A 23,893-nucleotide genomic window follows, 5' to 3' on the forward strand; every position below is an offset into this window, starting at 1 on the left:
TGCCTTACTTCTTCTTGGCTTCTTTACGACGGACGACTTCGTCGCTGTACCGAATACCTTTGCCCTTGTAGGGCTCCGGCGGACGGAATGCGCGAATCTCTGCGGCGACCTGACCCAAAGCCTGCTTGTCAGCAGACGTGAGGACGATCTGAGTGTTCTTCGGCGTTTCAGCCGTAACACTTGCCGGCAGTTCATAGTCGACCGGGTGTGAGAAGCCCAGTGTCAGGTTGATTGTCTGGCCTTTGGCCTGGGCACGATAACCCACACCATTGATTTCCAGAGACTTGGTGAAGCCTACGGAAACACCAGACACCATGTTGTTGACCAGAGCACGAGTGGTACCAACCATTGCCCAGTTCTTGGCGGTCTCGGACGGAGCGAAGGTCATTTGACCTTCTTCCATAGAGATGACCACGTCCTGGTGGACGGTCAGTTCCAGCTGGCCTTTGCTGCCCTTCACGGTCAGCTTGTCGCCGTCGAGCTTTGCCTCGACGCCGTTCGGCAATTTAACCGGATACTTGGCTACGCGGGACATTCCAAACTCCTAGAATACGGTGCAGAGGACTTCGCCGCCGACACCAGCTTGACGGGCCGCACGATCGGTCATCACGCCCCGGGAGGTGGAAACGATCGCAATACCCAGGCCATCTGCGACTTTCGGAAGCTCACCCTTGCCTTTGTACTGGCGCAGGGACGGCTTGGAAATACGCTTGATGCTCTCGATAACCGACTTGCCTTCGAAGTACTTGAGGGTCACGGTCAGTTCCGGCTTGGCGCCTTCTGCGACGGCAAACTCGGAAATATAACCCTCTTCCTTCAATACGCGGGCCACTTCAACCTTGAGCTTGGAAGACGGCATGGTAACCGTCTCCTTGGTGGCCATCTGCGCATTGCGGATACGAGTGAACATATCCGCCAGAGTGTCTTGCATGCTCATTTACGTTGCGCTCCTGAATTCTTGCAGTGGTGTTACCAGCTGGACTTGGTCAGACCAGGCACGTCACCACGCATAGCGGCTTCACGCAGCTTGTTGCGGCTCAGGCCGAACTTGTTGTAGTAGCCGTGCGGACGGCCAGTGATACGGCAGCGGTTACGCTGACGGACCGGGCTGGCATCACGCGGCAGCTGCTGCAGCTTCAGCTGTGCGTCGAAGCGCTCTTCTTCAGAAGCGTTGACGTCGTTGATGATGGTCTTCAGTGCGTCGCGTTTGGCGGCGTACTTAGCGACCAGCTTGGTGCGCTTGAGCTCGCGCTCAACCATGCTTTTCTTTGCCATGATCCACCCTTATTTCTTGAACGGGAAGTTCAGCGCGCCCAGCAACGCACGACCTTCATCATCGGTGTTGGCGCTAGTGGTGATGGTGATGTCCAGGCCACGAATCCGGTCGATCTTATCATACTCGATCTCCGGGAAGATGATCTGCTCACGCACACCCATGGAGTAGTTTCCACGGCCATCGAAGGACTTCGGGTTCAGACCACGGAAGTCACGAACGCGCGGGATAGCCACGTTCACGAGACGGTCCAGGAAGTCCCACATACGATCGCTGCGCAGGGTCACCTTAACACCGATCGGCCATCCTTCGCGGACTTTGAAGCCAGCGATGGACTTGCGTGCCTTGGTGACGATGGGCTTCTGACCAGAAAGCATCTGGAGATCGGCAAACGCGTTGTCGATCAGCTTCTTGTCAGCGGTGGCTTCACCGATACCCATGTTCAGGGTCACCTTGGTGATGCGGGGAACCTGCATCACATTGGCGTAGCCGAACTGCTCTTTAAGCTGGGCGGCCACTTCGTTCTGATAACGTTCTTTCAAGTTCGCCATGTTGTACCCGACTCGCGTTAGGCGTCGATCAGCTTCTGAGTCGACTTAAAGATGCGTACCTTAGTACCGTCTTCCTGTACCTGGATTCCGACACGATCCGCCTTGCCGGTCTCCTGGTTGAAGATGGCCACGTTGGACGCGTGAATCGGAGCCTCGCGCTCGACGATACCCCCCTGGGTGCCCAGCATCGGGTTGGGCTTGGTGTGACGCTTGATCATATTCACACCGGACACGAGCAGACGCTCACCTTTCAGCACCTTGCTGATGGTACCGCGCTTGCCCTTGTCCTTCCCGGCGATGACGATGACTTCATCGTCACGTTTGATCTTTTGCATATCCGCTTCCGCTCCTTACAGCACTTCGGGCGCCAGGGAAATGATCTTCATGAACTTCTCACTGCGAAGTTCACGGGTAACCGGGCCGAAGATACGGGTACCGATCGGCTGTTCGTTGGTGTTGTTCAACAGAACGGCCGCATTACCGTCGAAGCGGATCACGGAACCGTCATTACGACGGACACCGGCTTTGGTACGAACGACCACTGCCTTCATGACCTGGCCTTTCTTGACCTTGCCACGCGGGATAGCTTCTTTGACGGTGACCTTGATGATGTCTCCAACACGAGCGTAACGGCGGTGTGAACCACCCAGCACCTTGATGCATTGCACCCGGCGCGCGCCACTGTTGTCGGCGACATCCAGCATTGTCTGAGTCTGAATCATCGGTTTTCTCCAAACCTAATCTGACTGCCTGGTGGGAACTGGCCTAGGGATTAACCCTTGGCCTGTTCAACCACCTCGACCAGGGTCCAGGCTTTCTTCTTGGACAGCGGACGAGTCTCGGCGATAGAGACGGTGTCACCGATCCGAGCCTGATTCGCCTCATCATGGGCGTGCAGCTTGGTGGAGCGTCTCAGGTACTTGCCATAGATCGGGTGACGCTCACGGCGCTCGACCATGACAACGATGGATTTTTCCATCTTGTCACTCACCACCTTGCCGGTGAGTGTGCGTGCTTTAGTTTCTTCGGCCATTTTACTCACCTGACTTCTGGTTGAGCACAGTCTTAACCTGAGCAATTTGGCGACGAGTCTGCTTGAGCAGGTGAACCTGGCTCAGCTGGCCTGTTGCCTTCTGCATGCGCAGATTGAATTGCTCACGCAGCAGTTCGAACAACTGCTCCTGGAGCGCCTCGACTGACTTTTCACGGAGTTCTTGGGCTTTCATCACATCACCGTCCGCTTAACAAAGGTGGTGGAGATCGGCATCTTCATAGCGGCCAGGCTAAATGCTTCACGGGCCAGCTCTTCGGATACACCTTCGATCTCGTAGAGGACCTTGCCGGGCTGGATCTGAGCGACCCAGTACTCGACAGAACCCTTACCTTTACCCATACGAACTTCCAACGGCTTGTTGGAGATCGGCTTGTCTGGGAAGACACGGATCCAGATCTTACCGCCACGCTTGACGTGACGAGTGATGGCACGACGGCCAGCTTCGATCTGACGAGCGGTGATACGACCACGGCCGGTGGCTTTCAGGCCAAACTCACCAAAGCTTACCTTGCTTCCGCGATGCGCCAGGCCACGGTTGCGACCTTTCTGCATCTTGCGGAATTTCATACGCTTGGGCTGTAACATCGATTACCCCCTTACTTGCCTTTCTTCTTGGGTGCGGACGCGGGCTGCTTCGCCTTGGCTCGCACCTCTTCGATGCCACCGAGGATCTCGCCTTTGAAGATCCAGACCTTGACACCAATGATGCCGTAGGTGGTGTGAGCTTCGAAGGTGGAGTAATCAATGTCAGCACGCAGGGTGTGAAGCGGAACGCGGCCTTCGCGGTACCATTCGGTACGGGCGATTTCGGCACCGCCGAGACGACCAGAGAGCTGAATCTTGATGCCCTTGGCGCCCAGACGCATTGCGTTCTGCACAGCACGCTTCATCGCACGACGGAACATGACACGACGCTCGAGCTGACCTGCCACATTGGCAGCAACCAGCTTGGCATCGAGTTCCGGCTTGCGAATCTCCTCGATGTTGATGTGGACGGGAACGCCCATCATCTCGGAAACTTCACGACGAAGGCGGTCGACATCTTCACCTTTCTTACCGATCACGATACCCGGACGGGCGGTGTGAATGGTAATACGGGCGTTGTTTGCCGGACGCTCGATGCTGATGCGGCTCACGGAAGCGCTTTTCAGACGCTCTTCCAGGAATCCACGCACCTGCAGATCGTTGTTCAGTTTGTCGGCATAGGTAGCGCCTTCGGCGTACCAGACAGAGGTATGATCCTTGACAATACCCAGTCGGAAACCTGTCGGATTAACTTTCTGACCCATTGGTCGTCTCCTACTTCTCGGCTACCTTGACGGTGATATGACAAGTGCGCTTCAAGATACGATCCGCACGGCCTTTGGCACGTGGCTGGATGCGCTTGAGCGTCATGCCCTCGTCGACACAGATAGTCGAGACGCGAAGCTCGTCAATGTCCATGCCGTTGTTTTCTTCCGCATTCGCGATCGCGGACTGCAGAACCTTGCGAACAATCTTCGCGGCCTTCTTCGGTGAGAAAGCGAGCAGATTCAGCGCCTCGGCGACCGGCTTACCGCGCACCTGGTCAGCCACCAAACGGGCCTTCTGGGCGGATAAACGAGCGCCGCGCAGCTTAGCAGCTACTTCCATCTCTTAAATCCTCTCTGGCTTACCGTTTGGCTTTTTTATCTGCAGCGTGCCCGCGGTATGTGCGGGTGGCAGCAAACTCGCCGAGCTTGTGACCGACCATTTCCTCAGAAACGAGAACCGGGACATGCTGGCGACCGTTATGGACGGCAATGGTGAGCCCGACCATGTTCGGCAGGATCATGGAACGACGCGACCAGGTCTTGATCGGTTTGCGGTCGTTCTTTTCCACTGCTGTCTCAACCTTCTTCAGCAGATGAAGGTCAATAAAAGGACCTTTCTTCAGTGAACGTGGCACAGCCGTTACCCCTCAATATCTGTTACTTGGCCTTGCGGCGACGGACGATAAGCTTATCGGTGCGCTTGTTCTTGCGAGTCTTGTGACCCTTGGTCGGGACGCCCCACGGGCTGACCGGGTGACGGCCACCAGAGGTACGACCTTCACCACCACCATGCGGGTGATCGACCGGGTTCATCGCGACACCGCGAACAGTCGGGCGCACGCCTCTCCAACGCTTAGCACCGGCCTTGCCCAGTTGACGGAGGCTGTGCTCGGAGTTGCCCACTTCGCCGAGAGTTGCACGGCATTCGGACAGCACCTTACGCATCTCGCCAGAGCGCAGACGCAGCGTGGTGTAGTTACCGTCACGTGCCACAACCTGGGCACTGGTACCTGCACTACGAGCGATCTGGGCGCCCTTGCCTGGCTTCAGCTCTACACAGTGAACGGTGGAACCCACCGGGACATTGCGCAGCGGCAGAGCGTTGCCTTTCTTGATCGGTGCGTTAACACCAGACTCGAGACGATCGCCAGCAGAGACACCTTTCGGTGCAATGATGTAGCGACGTTCGCCGTCAAGGTACTTCACCAGCGCGATGTTCGCGCTACGGTTCGGATCGTACTCCAGACGCTCAACGATGGCCGGAATGCCATCCTTGTTGCGCTTGAAATCGACCAGACGGTAATGGTGACGATGACCACCGCCGATGTGGCGAGTAGTGATGCGACCATTATTGTTACGACCACCGGACTTTGACTGCTTTTCAAGCAGCGGAGCGTACGCGCGACCTTTGAAAAGTTCGTCATTGACGACCTTTACCAGGTGGCGGCGACCGGCGGAGGTAGGTTTTGTCTTAACAATTGCCATGTTCCGTACTCCTGCCTTACTCGGCGCCAGAGAAGTCTTCGATGGTCTCGCCGGCGGCCAGAGTTACATAGGCCTTGCGATAACCAGCGCGACGACCAACACCGCGAGCGGTGCGCTTGGTCTTGCCTTTCATGTTCAGAACCTGAACACGATCGACTTTCTTACCAAACAGCGCTTCGACGGCTTTCTTGATTTCGGGCTTTGTCGCGTCGCTGGCAACCTTGAACACGTACTGGTTGTTCTCGGCAGCGACCGCGGCCTTCTCGGTCATGTGAGGACCAAGCAGGACCTTGAATACGCGTTCCTGATTCATCCCAGGTTCTCCTCGAACTTGCGCAGGGCAGCGACAGTCATCAGCACCTTGTCGTAACCGACGAGGCTGACCGGGTCAGCGCCAGCGACATTGACGACGTCAACATACGGGATGTTGCGCGCGGCCAGGTACAGGTTGACGTCCTGCTCTTCAGTGACGATCAGCGCTTTCTCAAGGCCCAGTTCCTGGAGCTTGGCGATCAGCAGCTTGGTCTTCGGAGCTTCGACGCTGATAGCATCGACCGCGACCAGGCGATCCTGACGGACCAGCTCGGACAGGATGGAACGCATGGCAGCGCGATACATCTTGCGGTTGACCTTGTGCGAGTGGTCCTGAGGACGCGCTGCAAAGGTCACACCGCCAGAACGCCACAGCGGGGAACGGATGGTACCGGCACGTGCACGACCAGTACCTTTCTGACGCCACGGCTTCTTGCCACCGCCGGACACGTCAGAACGGGTCTTCTGAGCCACGGTACCTTGACGTGCACCAGCCAGATAGGCGGTGACGACCTGGTGAACCAGAGCCTCGTTGAAGTCCTTACCAAAGGTGGCATCGGAGACGTCTACTGCGCCGCCTGCACCTGCAAGATTAAGATTCATCGGTTAATTCCCCTCAGCGAGCTTTCACAGCGGAACGCACGATCACTTCGCCGCCCGGAGCACCTGGAACGGCACCCTTGACCAGCAGAAGATTGCGTTCAGCGTCGACGCGGACCACTTCCAGGCTCTGGACGGTGGAACGGACGTTGCCCATCTGGCCAGCCATCTTCTTACCTTTGAAGACGCGGCCCGGGGTCTGACAGTTACCGATGGAACCCGGCGCGCGGTGCGACAGTGAGTTACCGTGGGTAGCGTCTTGGGTGCGGAAGTTCCAGCGCTTAACTGCGCCCTGGAAACCTTTACCCTTGGAGGTGCCGGTCACGTCAATCTTTTGACCAGCTTCAAAGAGGGATACGGTGAGTTCGCCGCCCACTGCAGGAGCTTCGTCACCTTCGTTCAGGCGGAATTCCATCAGGGTACGGCCAGCCTCAACACCCGCCTTGGCATACTGACCAGCAGTTGCCTTGGTGAGGTGCTTGGCTTTACGAGAGCCAGTTGTCACCTGAATAGCATTGTAGCCGTCAGTCTCGAGAGACTTGATGGTCACGATGCGGTTCGGCTCAACTTCAATCACGGTAACCGGCACAGAGGCGCCAGCTTCGGTGAAGACACGGGTCATCCCGGCCTTCTTACCGACTAAACCGATAGACATGTTCAGTCTCCTTTAGTGTACGGGGCTGTCACCCGCTATGGCTGCCCTTTCCAGAGCATTCCACTAGCACATTGTATGACGCCATCCCGGCGTGGCGGCTGCTGCTCTATCAGTGAGAGCGCTGGGCCGCAGTGACTAGTGAGGTATCAGTCAACCTTGATCTGGACGTCCACACCGGCTGCCAGGTCAAGCTTCATCAGCGCGTCGACAGTCTTCTCTGTCGGCTCGACGATGTCGAGAACGCGCTTGTGGGTACGAATCTCATACTGGTCACGCGCGTCCTTGTTGACGTGCGGAGAGACCAGGATGGTGTAACGCTCGCGACGGGTCGGCAGCGGGATCGGGCCACGAACCTGAGCACCGGTACGCTTTGCAGTTTCAACGATCTCTGCAGAGGACTGGTCGATCAGACGGTGGTCGAATGCTTTCAACCGGATGCGAATCTTCTGGTTTTGCATTGCCCAAAACTCCAATGGATGTCGACGGCGTAGGCCGTCACCCACGCATTCAAAGGATGCGCATTATAGGCAGACTGACATCAGGTGTCAAACATGCGAGAAAAGGGGGCCCATCAGGGCCCCCTTCTGTGTCAGGTAAGGAGAACCTTACTCGACGATTTTGGCCACGACGCCAGCGCCGACGGTACGACCGCCTTCACGGATAGCGAAACGCAGACCATCTTCCATGGCGATCGGAGCGATCAGAGACACGACCATCTGGACGTTGTCGCCCGGCATGACCATCTCGACGCCTTCCGGCAGCTCACAGGTACCAGTGATGTCAGTGGTACGGAAGTAGAACTGCGGACGATAGCCTTTGAAGAACGGAGTGTGACGACCGCCTTCTTCCTTGGACAGGACGTAGACTTCGGCTTCGAACTTGGTGTGCGGCTTGATGGAGCCCGGCTTGGCCAGAACCTGGCCACGCTCGACGTCATCACGCTTGGTGCCGCGCAGCAGGGCGCCGACGTTTTCGCCAGCACGACCTTCGTCCAGCAGCTTGCGGAACATCTCGACACCGGTAACGGTAGTCTTGGTGGTGTCACGCACGCCGATGATCTCGATCTCTTCGCCAGTCTTGACCAGACCACGCTCGATACGGCCAGTGACGACGGTACCGCGGCCAGAGATGGAGAAGACGTCTTCGATCGGCATCAGGAACGGCTGGTCGATAGCACGCTCCGGCTCCGGGATGTACGCATCCAGGGCCTTGATCAGGTTGGCAACGGCGGTAGTACCCATGCCGTTGTCGTCCTTGCCTTCCAGAGCCATCAGGGCAGAGCCGATGATGATCGGAGTGTCATCGCCCGGGAAGTCGTACTCGCTCAGGAGTTCACGAACTTCCATCTCGACCAGCTCGAGCAGTTCTTCGTCATCGACCATGTCAGCCTTGTTCAGGAAGACAACGATGTACGGAACGCCGACCTGACGGGACAGCAGGATGTGCTCGCGAGTCTGCGGCATGGGGCCGTCAGCAGCGGAACAGACCAGGATAGCGCCGTCCATCTGGGCAGCACCGGTGATCATGTTCTTGACGTAGTCGGCGTGACCCGGGCAGTCGACGTGCGCGTAGTGGCGCTCTTCGGACTGATATTCCACGTGAGCGGTGGAGATGGTGATACCACGCTCACGCTCTTCCGGGGCATTATCGATGGAGTCAAACGCACGCGCGTCACCACCGAAGACTTCTGCAGAGACGCGAGTCAGAGCCGCAGTCAGAGTGGTCTTGCCGTGATCGACGTGACCAATGGTGCCGACGTTGACGTGCGGCTTCGAACGCTCAAATTTTTCCTTAGCCACTGCTATAACCTCTTTCGTTAGCTAATCGGTTACTTCTGATTGATGACGGCTTCGACGATGCTGTTCGGTGCTTCGTCGTATTTCGCAAACTCCATGGAGTAGCTTGCGCGGCCCTGGGTCTGTGAGCGCAGGTCGGTCGCATAACCGAACATCTCACCCAGCGGCACCAGTGCATTGATGATCTTGCCAGTGGAAGAATCATCCATGCCCTGAACGAGGCCACGACGACGGTTCAGGTCGCCCATGACGTCACCCATGAAATCTTCAGGCGTGACGACTTCGACTTTCATGAGCGGCTCAAGCAGCACTGCACCCGCTTTCGGGGCACCGGCCTTGATCGCCATGGAAGAGGCGACCTTGAACGCAGTCTCGTTGGAGTCGACGTCGTGGTAGGAACCATCGAACAGCGTGACCTTGACGTCGATCATCGGATAACCGGCGATGACACCATTCTTGAGCTGCTCAGCGGCGCCCTTCTCGACGGCCGGCACGTATTCCTTCGGAACCGCACCACCGACGATCTCGGACTCGAACTTGAAGGTCATTTCTTCGTCGTCGCCCTTGTCCTCTGCAGTGAGAGGCTCAATGCGAAGCCAGACGTGACCGAACTGACCACGACCGCCGGACTGACGAACGAACTTGCCTTCCTGCTCGACCTTGGTACGGATGGTCTCACGGTAAGCCACCTGCGGCTTGCCGATGTTCGCCTCGACATTGAACTCGCGACGCATGCGGTCGACGAGGATGTCCAGGTGAAGCTCACCCATACCGGAGATGATGGTCTGACCGGACTCTTCGTCGGTCTCGACGCGGAAGGACGGATCTTCCTGGGCCAGCTTGCCCAGTGCAACACCCATCTTTTCCTGGTCGGCCTTGGACTTCGGCTCGACAGCGACGGAGATGACCGGCTCAGGGAATTCCATGCGCTCAAGCACGATCTTGTGATCCGGGTCACACAGGGTGTCACCGGTGGTCACGTCTTTCAGACCGATACATGCGGCGATATCGCCAGCATAGACTTCCTTGATCTCCTCACGAGAGTTGGAGTGCATCTGGACGATACGACCGACACGCTCCTTCTTGCTCTTGACGGAGTTGAAGACGCCATCACCAGACTTCAGCACGCCCGAGTAGACGCGGATGAAGGTCAGGGTACCAACGAACGGATCGGTCGCGATCTTGAACGCCAGCGCCGCGAACGGAGCCTTGTCGTCAGCTTCGCGGGTCTCGATGGTACCGTCCTTGTCGTCAAGCTCACCTTCGATGGCCTTGACTTCAAGCGGAGACGGCATGTATTCGATGACCGCATCCAGAACTGCCTGGACACCCTTGTTCTTGAAGGCAGAACCACAGGTCACGAGGCAGATTTCGTTGGCCAGGGTACGCTGACGCAGCGCAGCCTTGACTTCTTCCTCGGACAGCTCGCCTTCTTCAAGGTACTTGTCCATCAGCTCTTCGGACGCTTCAGCAGCAGACTCGAGCATGTGTTCACGCCATTCGGCAGCTGTATCTTGCAGCTCGGCCGGAATGTCGATCAGCTCGTAGTTCATGCCGTGATTGTCTTCGTCCCAGACAATGGCCTTCATCTTGATCAGGTCGATGACGCCCTTGAACTCGTCTTCCGCACCCCAGTTGATCTGGATCGGGACGGCGTTCGCGCCCAGGCGCTTGCGCACCTGCTCGACGACCATGAAGAAGTCCGCGCCAGCGCGGTCCATCTTGTTGACGAAGATCATGCGCGGAACTTCGTAACGGTTGGCCTGACGCCAGACAGTCTCTGTCTGCGGCTGGACACCGGAAGAACCACACAGCACCACGACCGCGCCATCGAGAACACGCAGTGAACGCTCGACTTCAACAGTGAAGTCAACGTGCCCCGGAGTATCGATGATGTTGATACGGTGCTCGTCGAACTGCTTGCTCATGCCCTGCCAGAAGCAGGTGGTCGCCGCAGAGGTGATCGTGATGCCACGTTCCTGTTCCTGCTCCATCCAGTCCATGGTGGCAGCACCATCGTGGACTTCGCCGACCTTGTGAGACAGGCCGGTATAGAACAGGACGCGCTCGGTAGTGGTAGTCTTACCGGCGTCGACGTGGGCACAGATACCGATGTTGCGGTAACGCTTAAGTGGAGTCTTGCGTGCCACGGTGAGTATCCCCGTTGTTTAGAAGCGGTAGTGGGAGAAGGCCTTGTTGGCTTCTGCCATGCGGTGCACGTCTTCACGCTTCTTCACAGCAGAACCCTTGCCTTCAGCGGCATCCAGGATCTCGCCAGAGAGGCGCTGCACCATGGTCTTTTCGCCGCGCTTGCGCGCAGCGTCCACCAGCCAACGCATGGCCAGTGCCTGACGACGGGAAGGACGAACTTCAACCGGCACCTGGTAGGTTGCACCACCAACACGACGGGACTTCACTTCGACCATCGGCTGGATGGCTTCCAGCGCCTTGTCGAAGAGGTCCAGCGGCTCGTCATTGGAGCGTTCGGCAACACGATCGAGAGCACCGTAAACGATGCGCTCAGCTGCAGACTTCTTGCCGCTGATCATCAGGTGGTTCATGAACTTGGCCAGGCGCTCGCTTCCGAACTTCGGATCCGGCAGGATTTCGCGCTTAGCTGCTACACGTCTTCTAGGCATGATAAGCCCTCAGTAGAAGGGTCCTTCAGGTAAACCCGGGACGCCTCGCGTTGGACGCGACGCCCGACCTTACTCTTATCAGACCGATATTAAACTTTGAATTACGCCTTCGGACGCTTGGCGCCGTACTTGGAACGGCCCTGCTTACGGTTCTGCACGCCAGAGGTATCCAGTGCACCACGAACGGTGTGGTAACGGACACCCGGCAAATCCTTCACACGACCGCCACGGATCAGAACAACAGAGTGTTCCTGAAGGTTGTGACCTTCACCGCCGATGTATGAAGTGACTTCGAAGCCGTTGGTCAGGCGAACACGGCAAACCTTACGGAGTGCGGAGTTCGGCTTCTTCGGGGTAGTAGTGTATACACGGGTACACACGCCACGCTTCTGCGGACATGCCTGCAGCGCAGGGACGTCGCTCTTGGACGCCTGACGCTTGCGCGGCTTGCGCACGAGCTGGTTAACGGTTGCCATTTGCTTGCTCCAATGGGTTGTACTGCCTTCCAACAACAGGGCAGGATGCACCTGCCCTACTGTTAAAGGCTGCATATTCTAGGGCTTGGGCCACAAGGGCGTCAACCCCGCCGTCAGAGACGGCGGGGCGCAAGACCTCAGAGGTCGTCGTCGTCCGCGTCGAGGGCAGTGAGCTGAGCGCCCAATTCCTGCTCGACGTCCTGTGCCGACGGGGCCGGTGCGAGCGGCAGGCCATCGCGACGGCGGCGACGCTCGTCGTGATAGGCCAGGCCAGTACCCGCCGGAATCAGGCGACCGACCACGACATTCTCCTTCAGACCACGGAGATAATCGCGCTTGCCGGTGACAGATGCCTCGGTCAGAACTCGCGTGGTTTCCTGGAAGGACGCCGCGGAGATGAACGATTCAGTTGCCAGGCTCGCCTTGGTGATACCGAGCAGGATGCGATCGAACTTGGCCGGGAACTTGCCGTCGGCCTCGAGACGCATGTTTTCTTCGACGACGCGGGCGTATTCCACCTGGTCGCCTGTGATGAAGGTGGAATCGCCAGAATCGGTGATCTCGACCTTGCGCAGCATCTGACGCACGATGACTTCGATGTGCTTGTCGTTGATGCCGACACCCTGGAGGCGATAGACCTCCTGGACTTCGGTGGTGATGTACTTGGTCATTTCCGCGACGCCGAGCAGACGCAGGATATCGTGCGGGTTGCTCGGGCCATCGGAGATGACTTCACCCTTCTCGACCGTTTCACCTTCGAAGACGCTGATCTGGCGCCATTTCGGGATCAACAGCTCGAACGGATCACCTTCCACCGGCGTGATGGTCAGACGACGCTTGCCTTTGGTTTCCTTGCCGAAGGTCACAGTACCGGAGATCTCGGCCAGGATGGCCGGCTCTTTCGGACGACGTGCTTCGAACAGGTCGGCAACACGCGGCAGACCACCGGTGATGTCCTTGTTACCGGACGCTTCCATCGGGATACGTGCGATGACGTCACCCACGCCGACGGCCGCGCCATTCTCGGCGGACACCACGGCATTGCCCGGCAGCAGGTACTGGACCGGCGTGTTGGAGCCCGGCAGTGTCACGTGCTTGCCGCTACCGTCTACCAGCATGATCATCGGACGCTTGTCACGGGCCGCGGACGGACGTGAAGCACTTTCGATAACCTCGATGGAGGACAGGCCGGTCATTTCGTCAGTGGTACGGTTTATGGTCTGGCCATCTTCCATGTCCGTGAACTGCACCTGACCCGCGACTTCCGCGACGATCGGGTGAGTGTGCGGATCCCACTTGGCGACGGACTGGCCAGAGGCCACCGGATCGCCGTCACGTACGGACAGTTCAGCACCGTACGGGAGCTTGTAGAATTCGCGCTCACGGCCGTGGTCATCCGCCACTGCCAGTGCGCTGGAACGCGAGACGACAATCAGCTTGCCATCGGCACGCTCAACCGACTTGATGTTGTGCAGACGTACGCTGCCACCATGCTTGACCTGGACGCTATCCACGGCAGATGCCCGCGAAGCGGCACCACCGATGTGGAAGGTACGCATGGTCAGCTGGGTACCCGGCTCACCGATGGACTGTGCCGCGATGACGCCGATGGCTTCACCGACGTTGACCTGATGGCCACGCGCCAGGTCACGACCGTAACAGGCCGAGCAGACACCGTGCACGGTTTCACAACCGATGGTGGTACGCACGATGATCTCATCGACGCCCATGGTATCGAGCTGTGCACACCAGGCTTCGTCGAGCAGCGTACCGCGTGCGATCAGGACCTCATCAGAGACCGGATCGATCACGTCCTGCGCCACGACACGACCCAGCACACGCTGGGACAGCGGGACGATGATGTCGCCGCCTTCGATGACCGGGTGCAGAATCAGACCTTCCTGAGTTCCGCAATCCGCTTCGGTGATGACCAGATCCTGGGCAACATCGACCAGACGACGGGTCAGGTAACCGGAGTTGGCGGTCTTCAGTGCCGTATCCGCCAGACCCTTACGGGCACCGTGCGTGGAGATGAAGTACTGGAGTACGTTCAGACCTTCACGGAAGTTGGCGGTGATCGGCGTCTCGATGATCGAGCCATCCGGCTTGGCCATCAGGCCACGCATACCAGCCAGCTGACGAATCTGTGCGGCGGAACCACGCGCACCGGAGTCGGCCATGATGAAGACGCTGTTGAAGGAGTCCTGCTCCATCGGCTTGCCGTCTTCGTCATTGACCACTTCGCCTTTCCAGTTGACGACGGTCTCTTTCGAGATACCTGCCATCATCTCCTTGGCGACACGGTCGTTGGCTCGCGCCCAGATATCGATGACCTTGTTGTACTTCTCGCCCGCGGTCACGAGACCGGAGGAGAACTGGTCTTCGATCTCTTTCACTTCGTCTTCGGCCGCGTCGATGATGACCTTCTTCGCGTCCGGGATGACGAAGTCGTTGACGCCGATGGAGGCGCCGGACCAGGTCGCGAGACGGAAGCCGGTGTACATCAGCTGGTCAGCGAAGATGACGGTGTCCTTCAGACCGACACGACGGTACGCCTCGTTGATCAGACCGGAGATGGCTTTCTTCTTCATCACCTGGTTGATCAGCTCGAACGGCATGCCCTTCGGCAGAATGCGGAACAGCAGTGCGCGACCGATGGTGGTGTCGTGCAGGGACGTCTTCTCGTACAGCTCGCCGGACTCTTCGTCCTTGAGTGTCTCGGTCAGACGGACCTTGACCATCGCGTGCAGGTGAGCGCTGTGCGTGCCGAAGGCACGCTCGACTTCACCCAGGTTCGCGAAGGCCATGCCCTCACCCTTGGCACCGATCTTCTCGCGGGTCATGTAGTACAGACCCAGCACGACGTCCTGGGACGGCACGATGATCGGCTCGCCGTTGGCCGGCGACAGCACGTTGTTGGTCGACATCATCAACGCACGCGCTTCCAGCTGGGCTTCCAGCGTCAGCGGTACGTGGACAGCCATCTGGTCACCATCAAAGTCGGCGTTGTACGCAGCGCAGACCAGCGGGTGCAGTTGGATGGCCTTGCCTTCGATCAGCAGCGGCTCGAACGCCTGGATACCCAGACGGTGCAGAGTCGGGGCACGGTTCAGCAGCACCGGGTGCTCGCGGATGACGTCGGCGAGGAAATCCCAGACTTCCGGGGCTTCGCGCTCGACCATCTTCTTGGCGGCCTTGATGGTGCTGGCGTGACCGGAGGCCTGCAGCTTGGCGTAGATGAACGGCTTGAACAGCTCAAGCGCCATCTTCTTCGGCAGACCACACTGGTGCAGACGCAGGGTCGGGCCGACGGTGATGACGGAACGACCGGAGTAGTCGACACGCTTGCCCAGCAGGTTCTGACGGAAACGACCCTGCTTGCCCTTGATCATGTCGGCCAGCGACTTCAGCGGACGCTTGTTGGAACCGGTGATGGCGCGACCGCGACGACCGTTGTCGAGCAGTGCATCCACGGATTCCTGCAGCATGCGCTTCTCGTTGCGCACGATGATGTCCGGCGCATTGAGGTCGAGCAGACGCTTTAGGCGGTTGTTGCGGTTGATCACACGACGATACAGATCGTTCAGATCCGAGGTCGCGAAGCGGCCGCCGTCCAGCGGTACCAGCGGACGCAGGTCCGGCGGCAGCACTGGCAGCACTTCCATGATCATCCAGCCCGGCTTGTTGCCGGAATAGTAGAAGGCTTCCAGCAGCTTGAGGCGCTTGGACAGCTTCTTGATCTTGGTCTCGGAGTTGGTCTGCGGAATCTCTTCACGCAGGCGCTCGACCTCTTCTTCCAGCTCGATGTCCTCGAGCAGCGCCTTGATGGCCTCGGCACCCATGCGGGCGTCGAAATCATCACCGAATTCTTCCAGCGCTTCGAAGTACTGCTCATCGTTGAGCAGATGACCCTTCTCGAGGGTCGTCATGCCCGGATCGATGACCACGAAGCTTTCGAAGTACAGCACGCGCTCGATATCACGCAGAGTCATGTCGAGCAGCATGCCGATACGAGACGGCAGAGACTTCAGGAACCAGATATGCGCGACCGGGCTCGCCAGTTCGATGTGAGCCATACGCTCACGACGCACTGCCGCCTTGGTCACTTCAACGCCACACTTCTCACAGATGATGCCGCGATGCTTCATCCGCTTGTACTTGCCACACAGGCACTCGTAGTCCTTCACCGGGCCAAAGATCTTGGCACAGAAAAGACCATCACGTTCCGGCTTGAATGTCCGGTAGTTGATGGTTTCAGGCTTCTTCACTTCGCCAAAAGACCACGAGCGAATCATGTCCGGAGACGCCAGGGTAATCTTGATGGCGTCGAATTCTTCGGACTGCGCCTGCGATTTGAGAACTTTCACCAAATCTTTCATGGGTCGCTCCGTTGCGGAGTTGTCATGGGCAAAGCCTGGCTGCTGACACCAGGCTTTGCGGACCGTCAATACTTGTGGCTTTTCGGCGTCAGCCTTCCAGCTCCATGTCGATACCCAGCGAGCGGATTTCCTTCACCAGCACGTTGAAGGATTCGGGCATGCCCGCCTGCATGGTGTGATCGCCATCTACGATGCTCTTGTACATCTTGGTACGGCCTTCCACGTCATCGGACTTGACCGTGAGCATCTCCTGGAGGGTGTAGGCAGCGCCGTACGCCTCGAGGGCCCAGACCTCCATCTCACCGAAGCGCTGACCACCAAACTGCGCCTTACCACCCAGCGGCTGCTGCGTGACGAGGGAGTAGGAGCCGGTCGAACGCGCATGCATCTTGTCATCCACCAGGTGGTTGAGCTTGAGCATGTACATGTAACCGACGGTCACCTTGCGATCGAACTTCTCGCCGGTGCGGCCATCGTAGAGGTCCATCTGTCCGGAATCAGGGATACCGGCCAGCGTGAGCAACTGCTTGATCTCGTGTTCCTTGGCGCCATCGAAGACCGGCGTTGCCATCGGCACGCCCTTCTTCAGGTTGTGCGCCATGGTGATGATTTCATCATCGCTGAGCACGGAGAGGTCTTCCTGGCGACCGCCGACGGTGTTGTACACCTTGTCGAGGAATTCGCGGATCTGCTTGACCTGCTCGGCACGCTCTTCGCGCAGCATGTGCTCGATCTTCACGCCCAGACCACGCGCGGCCATGCCGAGGTGGGTCTCGAGGATCTGACCAACGTTCATGCGCGACGGTACACCCAGCGGGTTCAGCACGACGTCAACCGACTCGCCATTGCCATCGAACGGCATGTCTTCGACCGGCATGATCGCGGAGATGACACCCTTGTTACCGTGACGACCGGCCATCTTGTCACCCGGCTGGATACGACGCTTCACGGCGACGTACACCTTGACGATCTTGAGCACGCCCGGTGCCAGATCATCACCCTGGGTGAGCTTGCGCTTCTTGTCTTCGAAGCGCTCGTCCATCTCGCGACGACGGATCTCGAGCTGCTCATCGGCCTGAGCCAGCAGTTCGTTGAGAGACTCGTCCTGCAGACGCAGCTTGAACCACTCCTGGCGCGGCAGTGCTTCCAGGTAGTCATCGGTCAGCACGTCGCCCTTCTTGAGCTTCGGACCACCGTTGACGGCCTGACCGACCAGGTTGCGCTGCATACGCTCGAAGGTCGCCTCTTCCGCGATGCGGTAGGTTTCCTGCAGATCCTTGCGGACCTCGGCCAGCTGCATCTGCTCGATGGAGAGCGCACGCTGATCCTTCTCGACGCCGTCACGGGTGAAGACCTGAACGTCGATGACGGTAGCCTTCATGCCGGTCGGGGCTCGCAGAGAGGTGTCCTTAACGTCGGACGCCTTCTCGCCGAAGATGGCACGCAACAGCTTCTCTTCCGGCGTCAGCTGGGTCTCGCCCTTCGGCGTGACCTTGCCGACCAGGATGTCGCCCGGATTCAGCTCGGCACCGATGTAGACGACACCGGACTCATCCAGCTTGGAGAGTGCGGATTCGCCGACATTCGGGATATCGGAAGTGATTTCTTCCGGCCCGAGCTTGGTGTCACGCGCGACACAGGTCAGTTCCTGGATGTGGATGGTGGTGAAGCGATCTTCCTGCACCACACGTTCCGAGAACAGGATGGAATCCTCGAAGTTGAAGCCGTTCCAGGGCATGAACGCCAGACGCATGTTCTGACCCAGGGCCAGATCACCCATGTCGACGGACGGGCCGTCGGCCAGGATGTCGCCGATGGCGACTTCGTCGCCAGGACGCACGATCGGGCGCTGGTTCTGACAGGTATTCTGGTTCGAGCGCACGTACTTGGTCAGGTTGTAGATATCAACGCCGGCTTCACCGCCGATGATCTCTTCTTCCCGCACACGTACGACGATGCGCTTGGCATCGACGGAATCGATGACGCCGCCACGACGTGCCACGGCGCAGACGCCGGAGTCACGCGCCACGAAGCGCTCCATGCCGGTACCGACCAGCGGCTTGTCAGCCTTCAGAGTCGGAACGGCCTGACGCTGCATGTTCGCACCCATCAAGGCGCGGTTGGCATCATCGTGCTCGAGGAACGGGATCAGAGCGGCAGCGACAGAAACGACCTGACGCGGAGACACGTCCATCATGGTGACCTTTTCCGGCGCCATGAAGGTGGTCTCGCCACGGTGACGAACCTGAACCAGGTCGTCGACCAGACGGCCGTTCTCGTCGACGGTCGCGGAGGCCTGGGCGATGATGAAATCGCCTTCCTCGATCGCGGACAGATCGACGACATCGTCGGTGACCTGGCAATCCACGACCTTGCGGTACGGCGTCTCGAGGAAGCCATAGCTGTTGGTCTTGGAGTAGGTCGCCAGCGAGTTGATCAGACCGATGTTCGGGCCTTCCGGCGTTTCGATCGGGCACAGGCGGCCGTAGTGCGTGGCGTGAACGTCACGAACTTCGAAGCCGGCGCGCTCACGGGTCAGACCACCCGGACCAAGCGCGGAGACACGGCGCTTGTGCGTCACTTCGGACAGCGGGTTGTTCTGATCCATGAACTGGGAGAGCTGGCTGGAACCGAAGAATTCCTTCACCGCCGCCGCAACCGGCTTGGCGTTGATGAGATCCTGCGGCATCAGGCCTTCGCTCTCGGCCATGGACAGACGCTCCTTGACCGCACGCTCGACGCGGACCAGACCGACACGGAACTGGTTTTCCGCCATTTCGCCCACAGAGCGAATACGACGGTTGCCCAGGTGGTCGATGTCATCGACATCGCCATTGCCGTTACGGATGCTGATCAGCTCCTTCATGACGGTCAGGATATCGTCCTGATCGAGCACGCCGCTGCCGGTATCGCTTTCGCGACGCAGGCGACGGTTGAACTTCATGCGGCCCACGCCCGACAGGTCGTAGCGGTCTTCGCTGAAGAACAGGTTCTGGAACAGTGACTCTGCTGCATCCTTGGTGGGCGGCTCGCCCGGACGCATCATGCGGTAGATCTCGACCAATGCCTCGAGCTGGTTACGCGTGGTATCCAGTTTCAGGGTATCGGACACGAACGGACCGCAATCCAGGTCGTTGGTGTAGATGACTTCGAACTGGGTGATCTTGGCCTGCGCCATCTTCTCCAGCAGTTCCGGAGTGATCTCGCTGTTGCTTTCGCAGACCAGCTCACCAGTGGCCGGATCGATCTGATCCTTGGCCAGCACCTTGCCGTACAGGTAGTCCATCGGCACTTCGAGACGCTCGAGGCCGGAGGCTTCCATCTGACGGACGTGCTTCTGTGTAATACGACGACCTTCCTCCACGATCACGCTACCGTCGGCATCCTTGATGTCGAAGGCGGCGGTTTCGCCACGCAGACGTGCCGGCACCAGCTCAACGGAGAAGCCGCTGCGCTCGATGTGGTACATCGTGGTGTCGAAGAACGTACCGAGAATCTCTTCGCTGGTCATGCCCATGGCACGCAGCAGAACGGAAGCCGGCAGCTTGCGACGACGGTCGATACGGACGTAGACGTTGTCCTTCGGATCAAACTCGAAGTCCAACCAGGAACCGCGGTAAGGAATCACACGTGCGGAGTACAGCAGCTTGCCGGACGAGTGGCTCTTGCCCTTGTCGTGGTCGAAGAACACACCCGGCGAGCGGTGCAGCTGTGACACGATGACACGCTCGGTACCATTGATGACGAAGGTACCGTTCTCTGTCATCAGGGGGATTTCCCCCATGTAGACTTCCTGCTCCTTGATGTCCTTGATCGCCTTGTTTGACGATTCCTTGTCATAGATCATCAGGCGCACTTTCACGCGCAGCGGTGCAGAGTAAGTGACTCCGCGCAGCTGACATTCCTTGACGTCGAACGCCGGCGTACCGAAGCGGTAGCTGACATACTCGAGCGCTGCGTTGCCAGAGAAGCTGGCAATCGGGAACACGGACTTGAAGGCAGCGTGAAGGCCGACTTCCAGGCGCTGTTCTGGCGCCCTGTCCTGCTGGAGAAAGTCGTGGTAGGAATCAAGCTGGATGGCCAGCAGGTAAGGCACATCCATCACTTGGGGCAGTTTGCCAAAATCCTTGCGGATGCGTTTTTTCTCAGTGTATGAGTAAGCCATCTGTATTCCCCAGCTTGTTCACCTTGGGTGACCGATGCGTGGTCGGCTCATCCCTGATGGCGCGGCGATGTCCATCAGGCGCGGACGGCAAGCCTCCCTTGCGGGCTGGCTCGCCGTCATAATTCGTCTTGCAACAGAAAAAGGCTGGTGGCGGAGTCCGCCACCAGCCAGGAAGCTTACGCAGCGTGCGTAGCCTGGAACACGAGTTACTTGAGTTCCACGGACGCGCCAGCTTCTTCCAGCTTCTTCTTCGCTTCTTCAGCGTCTTCCTTGCTCACGCCTTCTTTCAGGGTGGCCGGAGCGCCGTCGACAGCTGCCTTGGCTTCTTTCAGGCCCAGGCCAGTCAGTTCACGAACAGCCTTGATGACGTTGACTTTCTTGTCACCAGCAGCAGTCAGAACGATGTCGAACTCGGTCTGTTCTTCAGCGGCTTCACCAGCAGCGGCCGGGCCAGCGACGACGGCGGCAGCGGCGGAAACGCCGAACTTCTCTTCCATTGCTTCGATCAGCTCAGCCACTTCCATGACGGTCATGTCAGCGACGGCGTTGATGATGTCTTCTTTGGTCAGTGCCATTTTAGCAATCCTAAACTTTGCGGAGCAAAGATGCTCAGTCAAACGGAAATCGATTCAGGCTGCACGAGACAGCCAGGAGGTCAAAGCGCTGCTTACGCGGCGGCTTCGGCTTCCTTCTGATCGCGCAGTGCTGCGATAGTACGGACCAGCTTGCCTGCAGAAGCTTCCTTCATGACAGACAGCAGCTTGGACAGTGCTTCATCGCGGGTCGGCAGAGATGCCAGACGGTCGATATTCGCCGCCGGGATGAACTCGCCTTCGTAGGCCAATGCCTTGACTTCGAACGCCTCGACCTTCTTGGCAAATTCCTTGAACAGACGAGCGCCAGCGCCCGGGTGTTCCATGGAGAATGCAAGCAGAGTCGGGCCGACGAAGGACTCGTTCAGCACCTCATAAGAGGTACCGGACAGCGCACGACGAGCCAGAGTGTTGCGAACAACACGCAGCTGGACGCCCGCTTCGCGGCACTGTTTGCGCAATTCGGTCATTGCACCAACAGTTACACCACGAGAGTCGGCAGCGACTACGGAGAGAGCACCCTTGGCGGTTTCGCTGACCTCAGCAACAATTGCCTTCTTGTCTTCGAGACCTAAAGCCACGGTGTTGACTCCATTTCGTGCCGGGGAACGAATTCCCCAGTGGTTTACCATCTCTCTCACCAGAACTGCGCGGGAGAGTCTTGGAGGATGGCTGCCACCAGCAGGGCTGGGACACCATCTGCGCAGGCTACGCGCAATGCAAGCATCGCGGCGCGATTAAGCCGGCCCTGTCACCGAGGTGACAAGGCCAGCGCCTGCGGTCTTTGACGGCGCCCCGCGGCTGAGCACGGGGACCGCAAAGTGAAACATTCTGAGACTGCCTTACGCGTACTTGGCGTGATCGACAGTCAGACCCGGGCCCATGGTGCTGGACAGGGTGATCTTCTTCAGGTAGACACCCTTGGAAGTGCTCGGCTTCAGCTTCTTGACTTCGGCCACCAGGGCGTCGATGTTACCCTGAATGGAGTCAGCGCTGAAGTCGATCTTGCCGATACCGGCGTGAATGATGCCGTTCTTGTCAGTACGGAAACGCACCTGACCAGCCTTGGCATTCTTCACGGCAGTCGCGACGTCAGGCGTCACGGTACCGACTTTCGGGTTCGGCATCAGGCCGCGCGGACCAAGGATCTGACCCAGCTGGCCGACGACACGCATGGCGTCCGGAGAAGCGATGACGACGTCGAAGTCCATCACGCCTTTCTTGACCTGTTCTGCCAGGTCGTCCATGCCGACCACGTCTGCACCGGCTTCCTTCGCTGCTTCAGCGTTGGCGCCCTGGGTGAAGACAGCGACGCGCACGTCGTTACCGGTGCCGTTCGGCATCACGGTAGCGCCACGCACGACCTGGTCGGATTTACGCGGGTCAACACCCAGGTTCAGAGAGACTTCGATGGTCTCCTTGAACTTGACTGTGGACAGCTCGGACAGCAGTGCAACAGCTTCTTCGACGCTGTAGACCTTGCCGGATTCAACTTTCGCGTTGATCGCCTGGGCGCGCTTTGAAATCTTGGCCATGATCAAAGACCCTCCACGTTCAGGCCCATGCTACGGGCAGTACCGGCGATGGTGCGAACAGCAGCGTCCAGGTTGGAAGCTGTCAGATCCGGTTCCTTGGTGGTCGCGATCTCTTCCAGCTGAGCGCGAGTCACGGTGCCGACCTTCTTCTTGTTCGGCTCACCAGAACCGGACTTCAGACCGGCAGCTTTCAGCAGCAGGACGGCCGCAGGCGGCGTCTTGGTGACGAAAGTGAAGCTACGGTCGGAGTAGACGGTGATGACCACGGGAGTCGGGAGACCCGGCTCGACGTTCTGTGTAGCGGCGTTGAACGCTTTACAGAACTCCATGATGTTGACACCGTGCTGACCCAGGGCAGGACCCACGGGCGGGCTCGGGTTAGCTTTACCGGCTGCGACCTGCAGCTTGATGTAAGCCTGTACTTTCTTGGCCATGATAGGACTCCAGTATGGGTGGTAGCGCCTTGCGGCTCCCCGTGAAACCGGGCCGCCTCAGGCGACCCTTCGTGTTGCCGTGATGCTCGTGTTCAAACAGATGAGATGATGATCCTGAGATCAGTCCTTCTCGACCTGGGAGAACTCTAGCTCCACCGGCGTAGCACGCCCGAAGATCAGCACGCTGACCTGCAGACGGCTCTTTTCGTAATTCACTTCTTCGACTACGCCATTGAAGTCCGCGAACGGACCATCAGTGACACGCACCGTTTCACCCGGCTCGAAGAGAGTCTTCGGACGCGGCTTGTCGGTACCGTCCTGAACGCGACGCAGCATGGCGTCGGCTTCCTTCTGGGTAATCGCCGCCGGCTTCTCCGGGGTTCCGCCGATGAACCCCATGACGCGCGGGGTTTCATTCACCAGGTGCCAGGACTGATCATTCATGTCCATCTCGACCAGCACGTAGCCCGGGTAGAACTTGCGCTCGCTCTTGCGGCGCTTGCCGTCACGCATTTCGACGATTTCTTCGACCGGCACGAGAATCTCACCGAAGTGATCTTCCATGGCGTAAAGCTTCACACGCTCGTTGAGCGAACGCATGACCTGCTTTTCGAAACCGGAATAGGCGTGTATGACATACCAACGCTTGGACAT

The 23,893-nt window shown here is 58.7% G+C and carries 28 protein-coding genes; all 28 read right to left on the bottom strand.

Annotated features, from left to right (window positions below; genetic code table 11):
- Positions 1 to 4 precede the first annotated feature (4 nt).
- Positions 5 to 535: a 50S ribosomal protein L6 gene (rplF, locus tag MSG32_RS17370; RefSeq protein WP_043334838.1), complete on the bottom strand. Its 531-nt coding sequence runs from the start codon at positions 533 to 535 to the stop codon at positions 5 to 7.
- Between the two features lie 9 nt (positions 536 to 544).
- Positions 545 to 937, bottom strand: coding sequence for a 30S ribosomal protein S8 (rpsH, locus tag MSG32_RS17375; protein ID WP_043334840.1), 393 nt, complete (start codon positions 935 to 937; stop codon positions 545 to 547).
- Positions 938 to 969: 32 nt separating this feature from the next.
- Entirely contained in the window at positions 970 to 1,275 is a 306-nt protein-coding gene (gene rpsN, locus MSG32_RS17380) for a 30S ribosomal protein S14 (protein ID WP_043334842.1), read from the bottom strand.
- Between the two features lie 9 nt (positions 1,276 to 1,284).
- On the bottom strand, positions 1,285 to 1,824 hold the full coding sequence (rplE, locus tag MSG32_RS17385) for a 50S ribosomal protein L5 (protein ID WP_043334844.1): 540 nt from the start codon (positions 1,822 to 1,824) through the stop codon (positions 1,285 to 1,287).
- A gap of 17 nt (positions 1,825 to 1,841) precedes the next feature.
- Complete coding sequence (rplX, locus tag MSG32_RS17390; protein WP_043334846.1) at positions 1,842 to 2,159, bottom strand: 50S ribosomal protein L24; 318 nt, start codon at positions 2,157 to 2,159, stop codon at positions 1,842 to 1,844.
- 15 nt (positions 2,160 to 2,174) lie between these two features.
- Positions 2,175 to 2,546 (bottom strand): 50S ribosomal protein L14, encoded by a 372-nt coding sequence (gene rplN, locus MSG32_RS17395; protein ID WP_043334850.1) that lies wholly within the window; start codon positions 2,544 to 2,546, stop codon positions 2,175 to 2,177.
- A 50-nt stretch (positions 2,547 to 2,596) separates the two neighbouring features.
- Complete coding sequence (gene rpsQ / locus MSG32_RS17400) at positions 2,597 to 2,857, bottom strand: 30S ribosomal protein S17 (RefSeq protein WP_043334852.1); 261 nt, start codon at positions 2,855 to 2,857, stop codon at positions 2,597 to 2,599.
- 1 nt (position 2,858) lies between these two features.
- Positions 2,859 to 3,050, bottom strand: a complete 192-nt coding sequence (rpmC, locus tag MSG32_RS17405; RefSeq protein ID WP_024950659.1) for a 50S ribosomal protein L29 — start codon at positions 3,048 to 3,050, stop codon at positions 2,859 to 2,861.
- Positions 3,050 to 3,463 (bottom strand): 50S ribosomal protein L16, encoded by a 414-nt coding sequence (rplP, locus tag MSG32_RS17410; RefSeq protein WP_043334854.1) that lies wholly within the window; start codon positions 3,461 to 3,463, stop codon positions 3,050 to 3,052. The genes rpmC and rplP overlap by 1 nt, the downstream gene beginning before the upstream one ends.
- 11 nt (positions 3,464 to 3,474) lie before the next feature.
- Positions 3,475 to 4,167, bottom strand: a complete 693-nt coding sequence (gene rpsC, locus MSG32_RS17415; RefSeq protein ID WP_043334856.1) for a 30S ribosomal protein S3 — start codon at positions 4,165 to 4,167, stop codon at positions 3,475 to 3,477.
- A gap of 10 nt (positions 4,168 to 4,177) precedes the next feature.
- Positions 4,178 to 4,510: a 50S ribosomal protein L22 gene (gene rplV / locus MSG32_RS17420; protein WP_043334859.1), complete on the bottom strand. Its 333-nt coding sequence runs from the start codon at positions 4,508 to 4,510 to the stop codon at positions 4,178 to 4,180.
- 19 nt (positions 4,511 to 4,529) lie between these two features.
- Entirely contained in the window at positions 4,530 to 4,805 is a 276-nt protein-coding gene (gene rpsS, locus MSG32_RS17425) for a 30S ribosomal protein S19 (protein WP_024950655.1), read from the bottom strand.
- 22 nt (positions 4,806 to 4,827) lie between these two features.
- Complete coding sequence (rplB, locus tag MSG32_RS17430) at positions 4,828 to 5,655, bottom strand: 50S ribosomal protein L2 (RefSeq protein ID WP_043334862.1); 828 nt, start codon at positions 5,653 to 5,655, stop codon at positions 4,828 to 4,830.
- Positions 5,656 to 5,671: 16 nt separating this feature from the next.
- Complete coding sequence (gene rplW / locus MSG32_RS17435; protein WP_043334865.1) at positions 5,672 to 5,968, bottom strand: 50S ribosomal protein L23; 297 nt, start codon at positions 5,966 to 5,968, stop codon at positions 5,672 to 5,674.
- Positions 5,965 to 6,570, bottom strand: coding sequence for a 50S ribosomal protein L4 (gene rplD / locus MSG32_RS17440; protein WP_054556901.1), 606 nt, complete (start codon positions 6,568 to 6,570; stop codon positions 5,965 to 5,967). Before rplD ends, rplW begins: the two co-directional genes overlap by 4 nt.
- Before the next feature lie 13 nt (positions 6,571 to 6,583).
- Positions 6,584 to 7,222, bottom strand: a complete 639-nt coding sequence (rplC, locus tag MSG32_RS17445) for a 50S ribosomal protein L3 (RefSeq protein WP_024950651.1) — start codon at positions 7,220 to 7,222, stop codon at positions 6,584 to 6,586.
- Positions 7,223 to 7,368: 146 nt separating this feature from the next.
- Positions 7,369 to 7,680: a 30S ribosomal protein S10 gene (gene rpsJ, locus MSG32_RS17450; protein WP_024950650.1), complete on the bottom strand. Its 312-nt coding sequence runs from the start codon at positions 7,678 to 7,680 to the stop codon at positions 7,369 to 7,371.
- Between the two features lie 147 nt (positions 7,681 to 7,827).
- On the bottom strand, positions 7,828 to 9,021 hold the full coding sequence (gene tuf / locus MSG32_RS17455) for an elongation factor Tu (RefSeq protein ID WP_248381034.1): 1,194 nt from the start codon (positions 9,019 to 9,021) through the stop codon (positions 7,828 to 7,830).
- Between the two features lie 29 nt (positions 9,022 to 9,050).
- The gene (fusA, locus tag MSG32_RS17460) at positions 9,051 to 11,168 is read right to left on the bottom strand and encodes an elongation factor G (protein ID WP_043334876.1); all 2,118 of its coding nucleotides are present in this window, start codon (positions 11,166 to 11,168) and stop codon (positions 9,051 to 9,053) included.
- A gap of 18 nt (positions 11,169 to 11,186) precedes the next feature.
- A complete protein-coding gene (gene rpsG / locus MSG32_RS17465; RefSeq protein ID WP_043334878.1) occupies positions 11,187 to 11,657 on the bottom strand; it encodes a 30S ribosomal protein S7 in 471 nt (156 codons plus the stop codon).
- A gap of 101 nt (positions 11,658 to 11,758) precedes the next feature.
- The gene (gene rpsL, locus MSG32_RS17470; RefSeq protein ID WP_043334880.1) at positions 11,759 to 12,133 is read right to left on the bottom strand and encodes a 30S ribosomal protein S12; all 375 of its coding nucleotides are present in this window, start codon (positions 12,131 to 12,133) and stop codon (positions 11,759 to 11,761) included.
- Between the two features lie 137 nt (positions 12,134 to 12,270).
- Positions 12,271 to 16,512 carry a DNA-directed RNA polymerase subunit beta' gene (gene rpoC / locus MSG32_RS17475; protein WP_043334882.1) on the bottom strand — a complete coding sequence of 1,414 codons (4,242 nt, stop codon included), beginning with the start codon at positions 16,510 to 16,512 and terminating at the stop codon, positions 12,271 to 12,273.
- An 88-nt stretch (positions 16,513 to 16,600) separates the two neighbouring features.
- A complete protein-coding gene (gene rpoB, locus MSG32_RS17480; RefSeq protein ID WP_043334884.1) occupies positions 16,601 to 20,677 on the bottom strand; it encodes a DNA-directed RNA polymerase subunit beta in 4,077 nt (1,358 codons plus the stop codon).
- Between the two features lie 206 nt (positions 20,678 to 20,883).
- On the bottom strand, positions 20,884 to 21,252 hold the full coding sequence (gene rplL, locus MSG32_RS17485) for a 50S ribosomal protein L7/L12 (protein WP_043334886.1): 369 nt from the start codon (positions 21,250 to 21,252) through the stop codon (positions 20,884 to 20,886).
- A gap of 92 nt (positions 21,253 to 21,344) precedes the next feature.
- Entirely contained in the window at positions 21,345 to 21,851 is a 507-nt protein-coding gene (rplJ, locus tag MSG32_RS17490) for a 50S ribosomal protein L10 (protein ID WP_043334888.1), read from the bottom strand.
- 261 nt (positions 21,852 to 22,112) lie between these two features.
- Positions 22,113 to 22,805 carry a 50S ribosomal protein L1 gene (rplA, locus tag MSG32_RS17495; RefSeq protein ID WP_043334891.1) on the bottom strand — a complete coding sequence of 231 codons (693 nt, stop codon included), beginning with the start codon at positions 22,803 to 22,805 and terminating at the stop codon, positions 22,113 to 22,115.
- 2 nt (positions 22,806 to 22,807) lie between these two features.
- On the bottom strand, positions 22,808 to 23,239 hold the full coding sequence (rplK, locus tag MSG32_RS17500) for a 50S ribosomal protein L11 (RefSeq protein ID WP_043334893.1): 432 nt from the start codon (positions 23,237 to 23,239) through the stop codon (positions 22,808 to 22,810).
- Positions 23,240 to 23,359: 120 nt separating this feature from the next.
- Positions 23,360 to 23,893: a transcription termination/antitermination protein NusG gene (nusG, locus tag MSG32_RS17505; RefSeq protein WP_043334895.1), complete on the bottom strand. Its 534-nt coding sequence runs from the start codon at positions 23,891 to 23,893 to the stop codon at positions 23,360 to 23,362.

It is taken from the genome of Cobetia sp. 1CM21F (genome assembly GCF_023161745.1).
Classification (GTDB): domain Bacteria; phylum Pseudomonadota; class Gammaproteobacteria; order Pseudomonadales; family Halomonadaceae; genus Cobetia; species Cobetia amphilecti.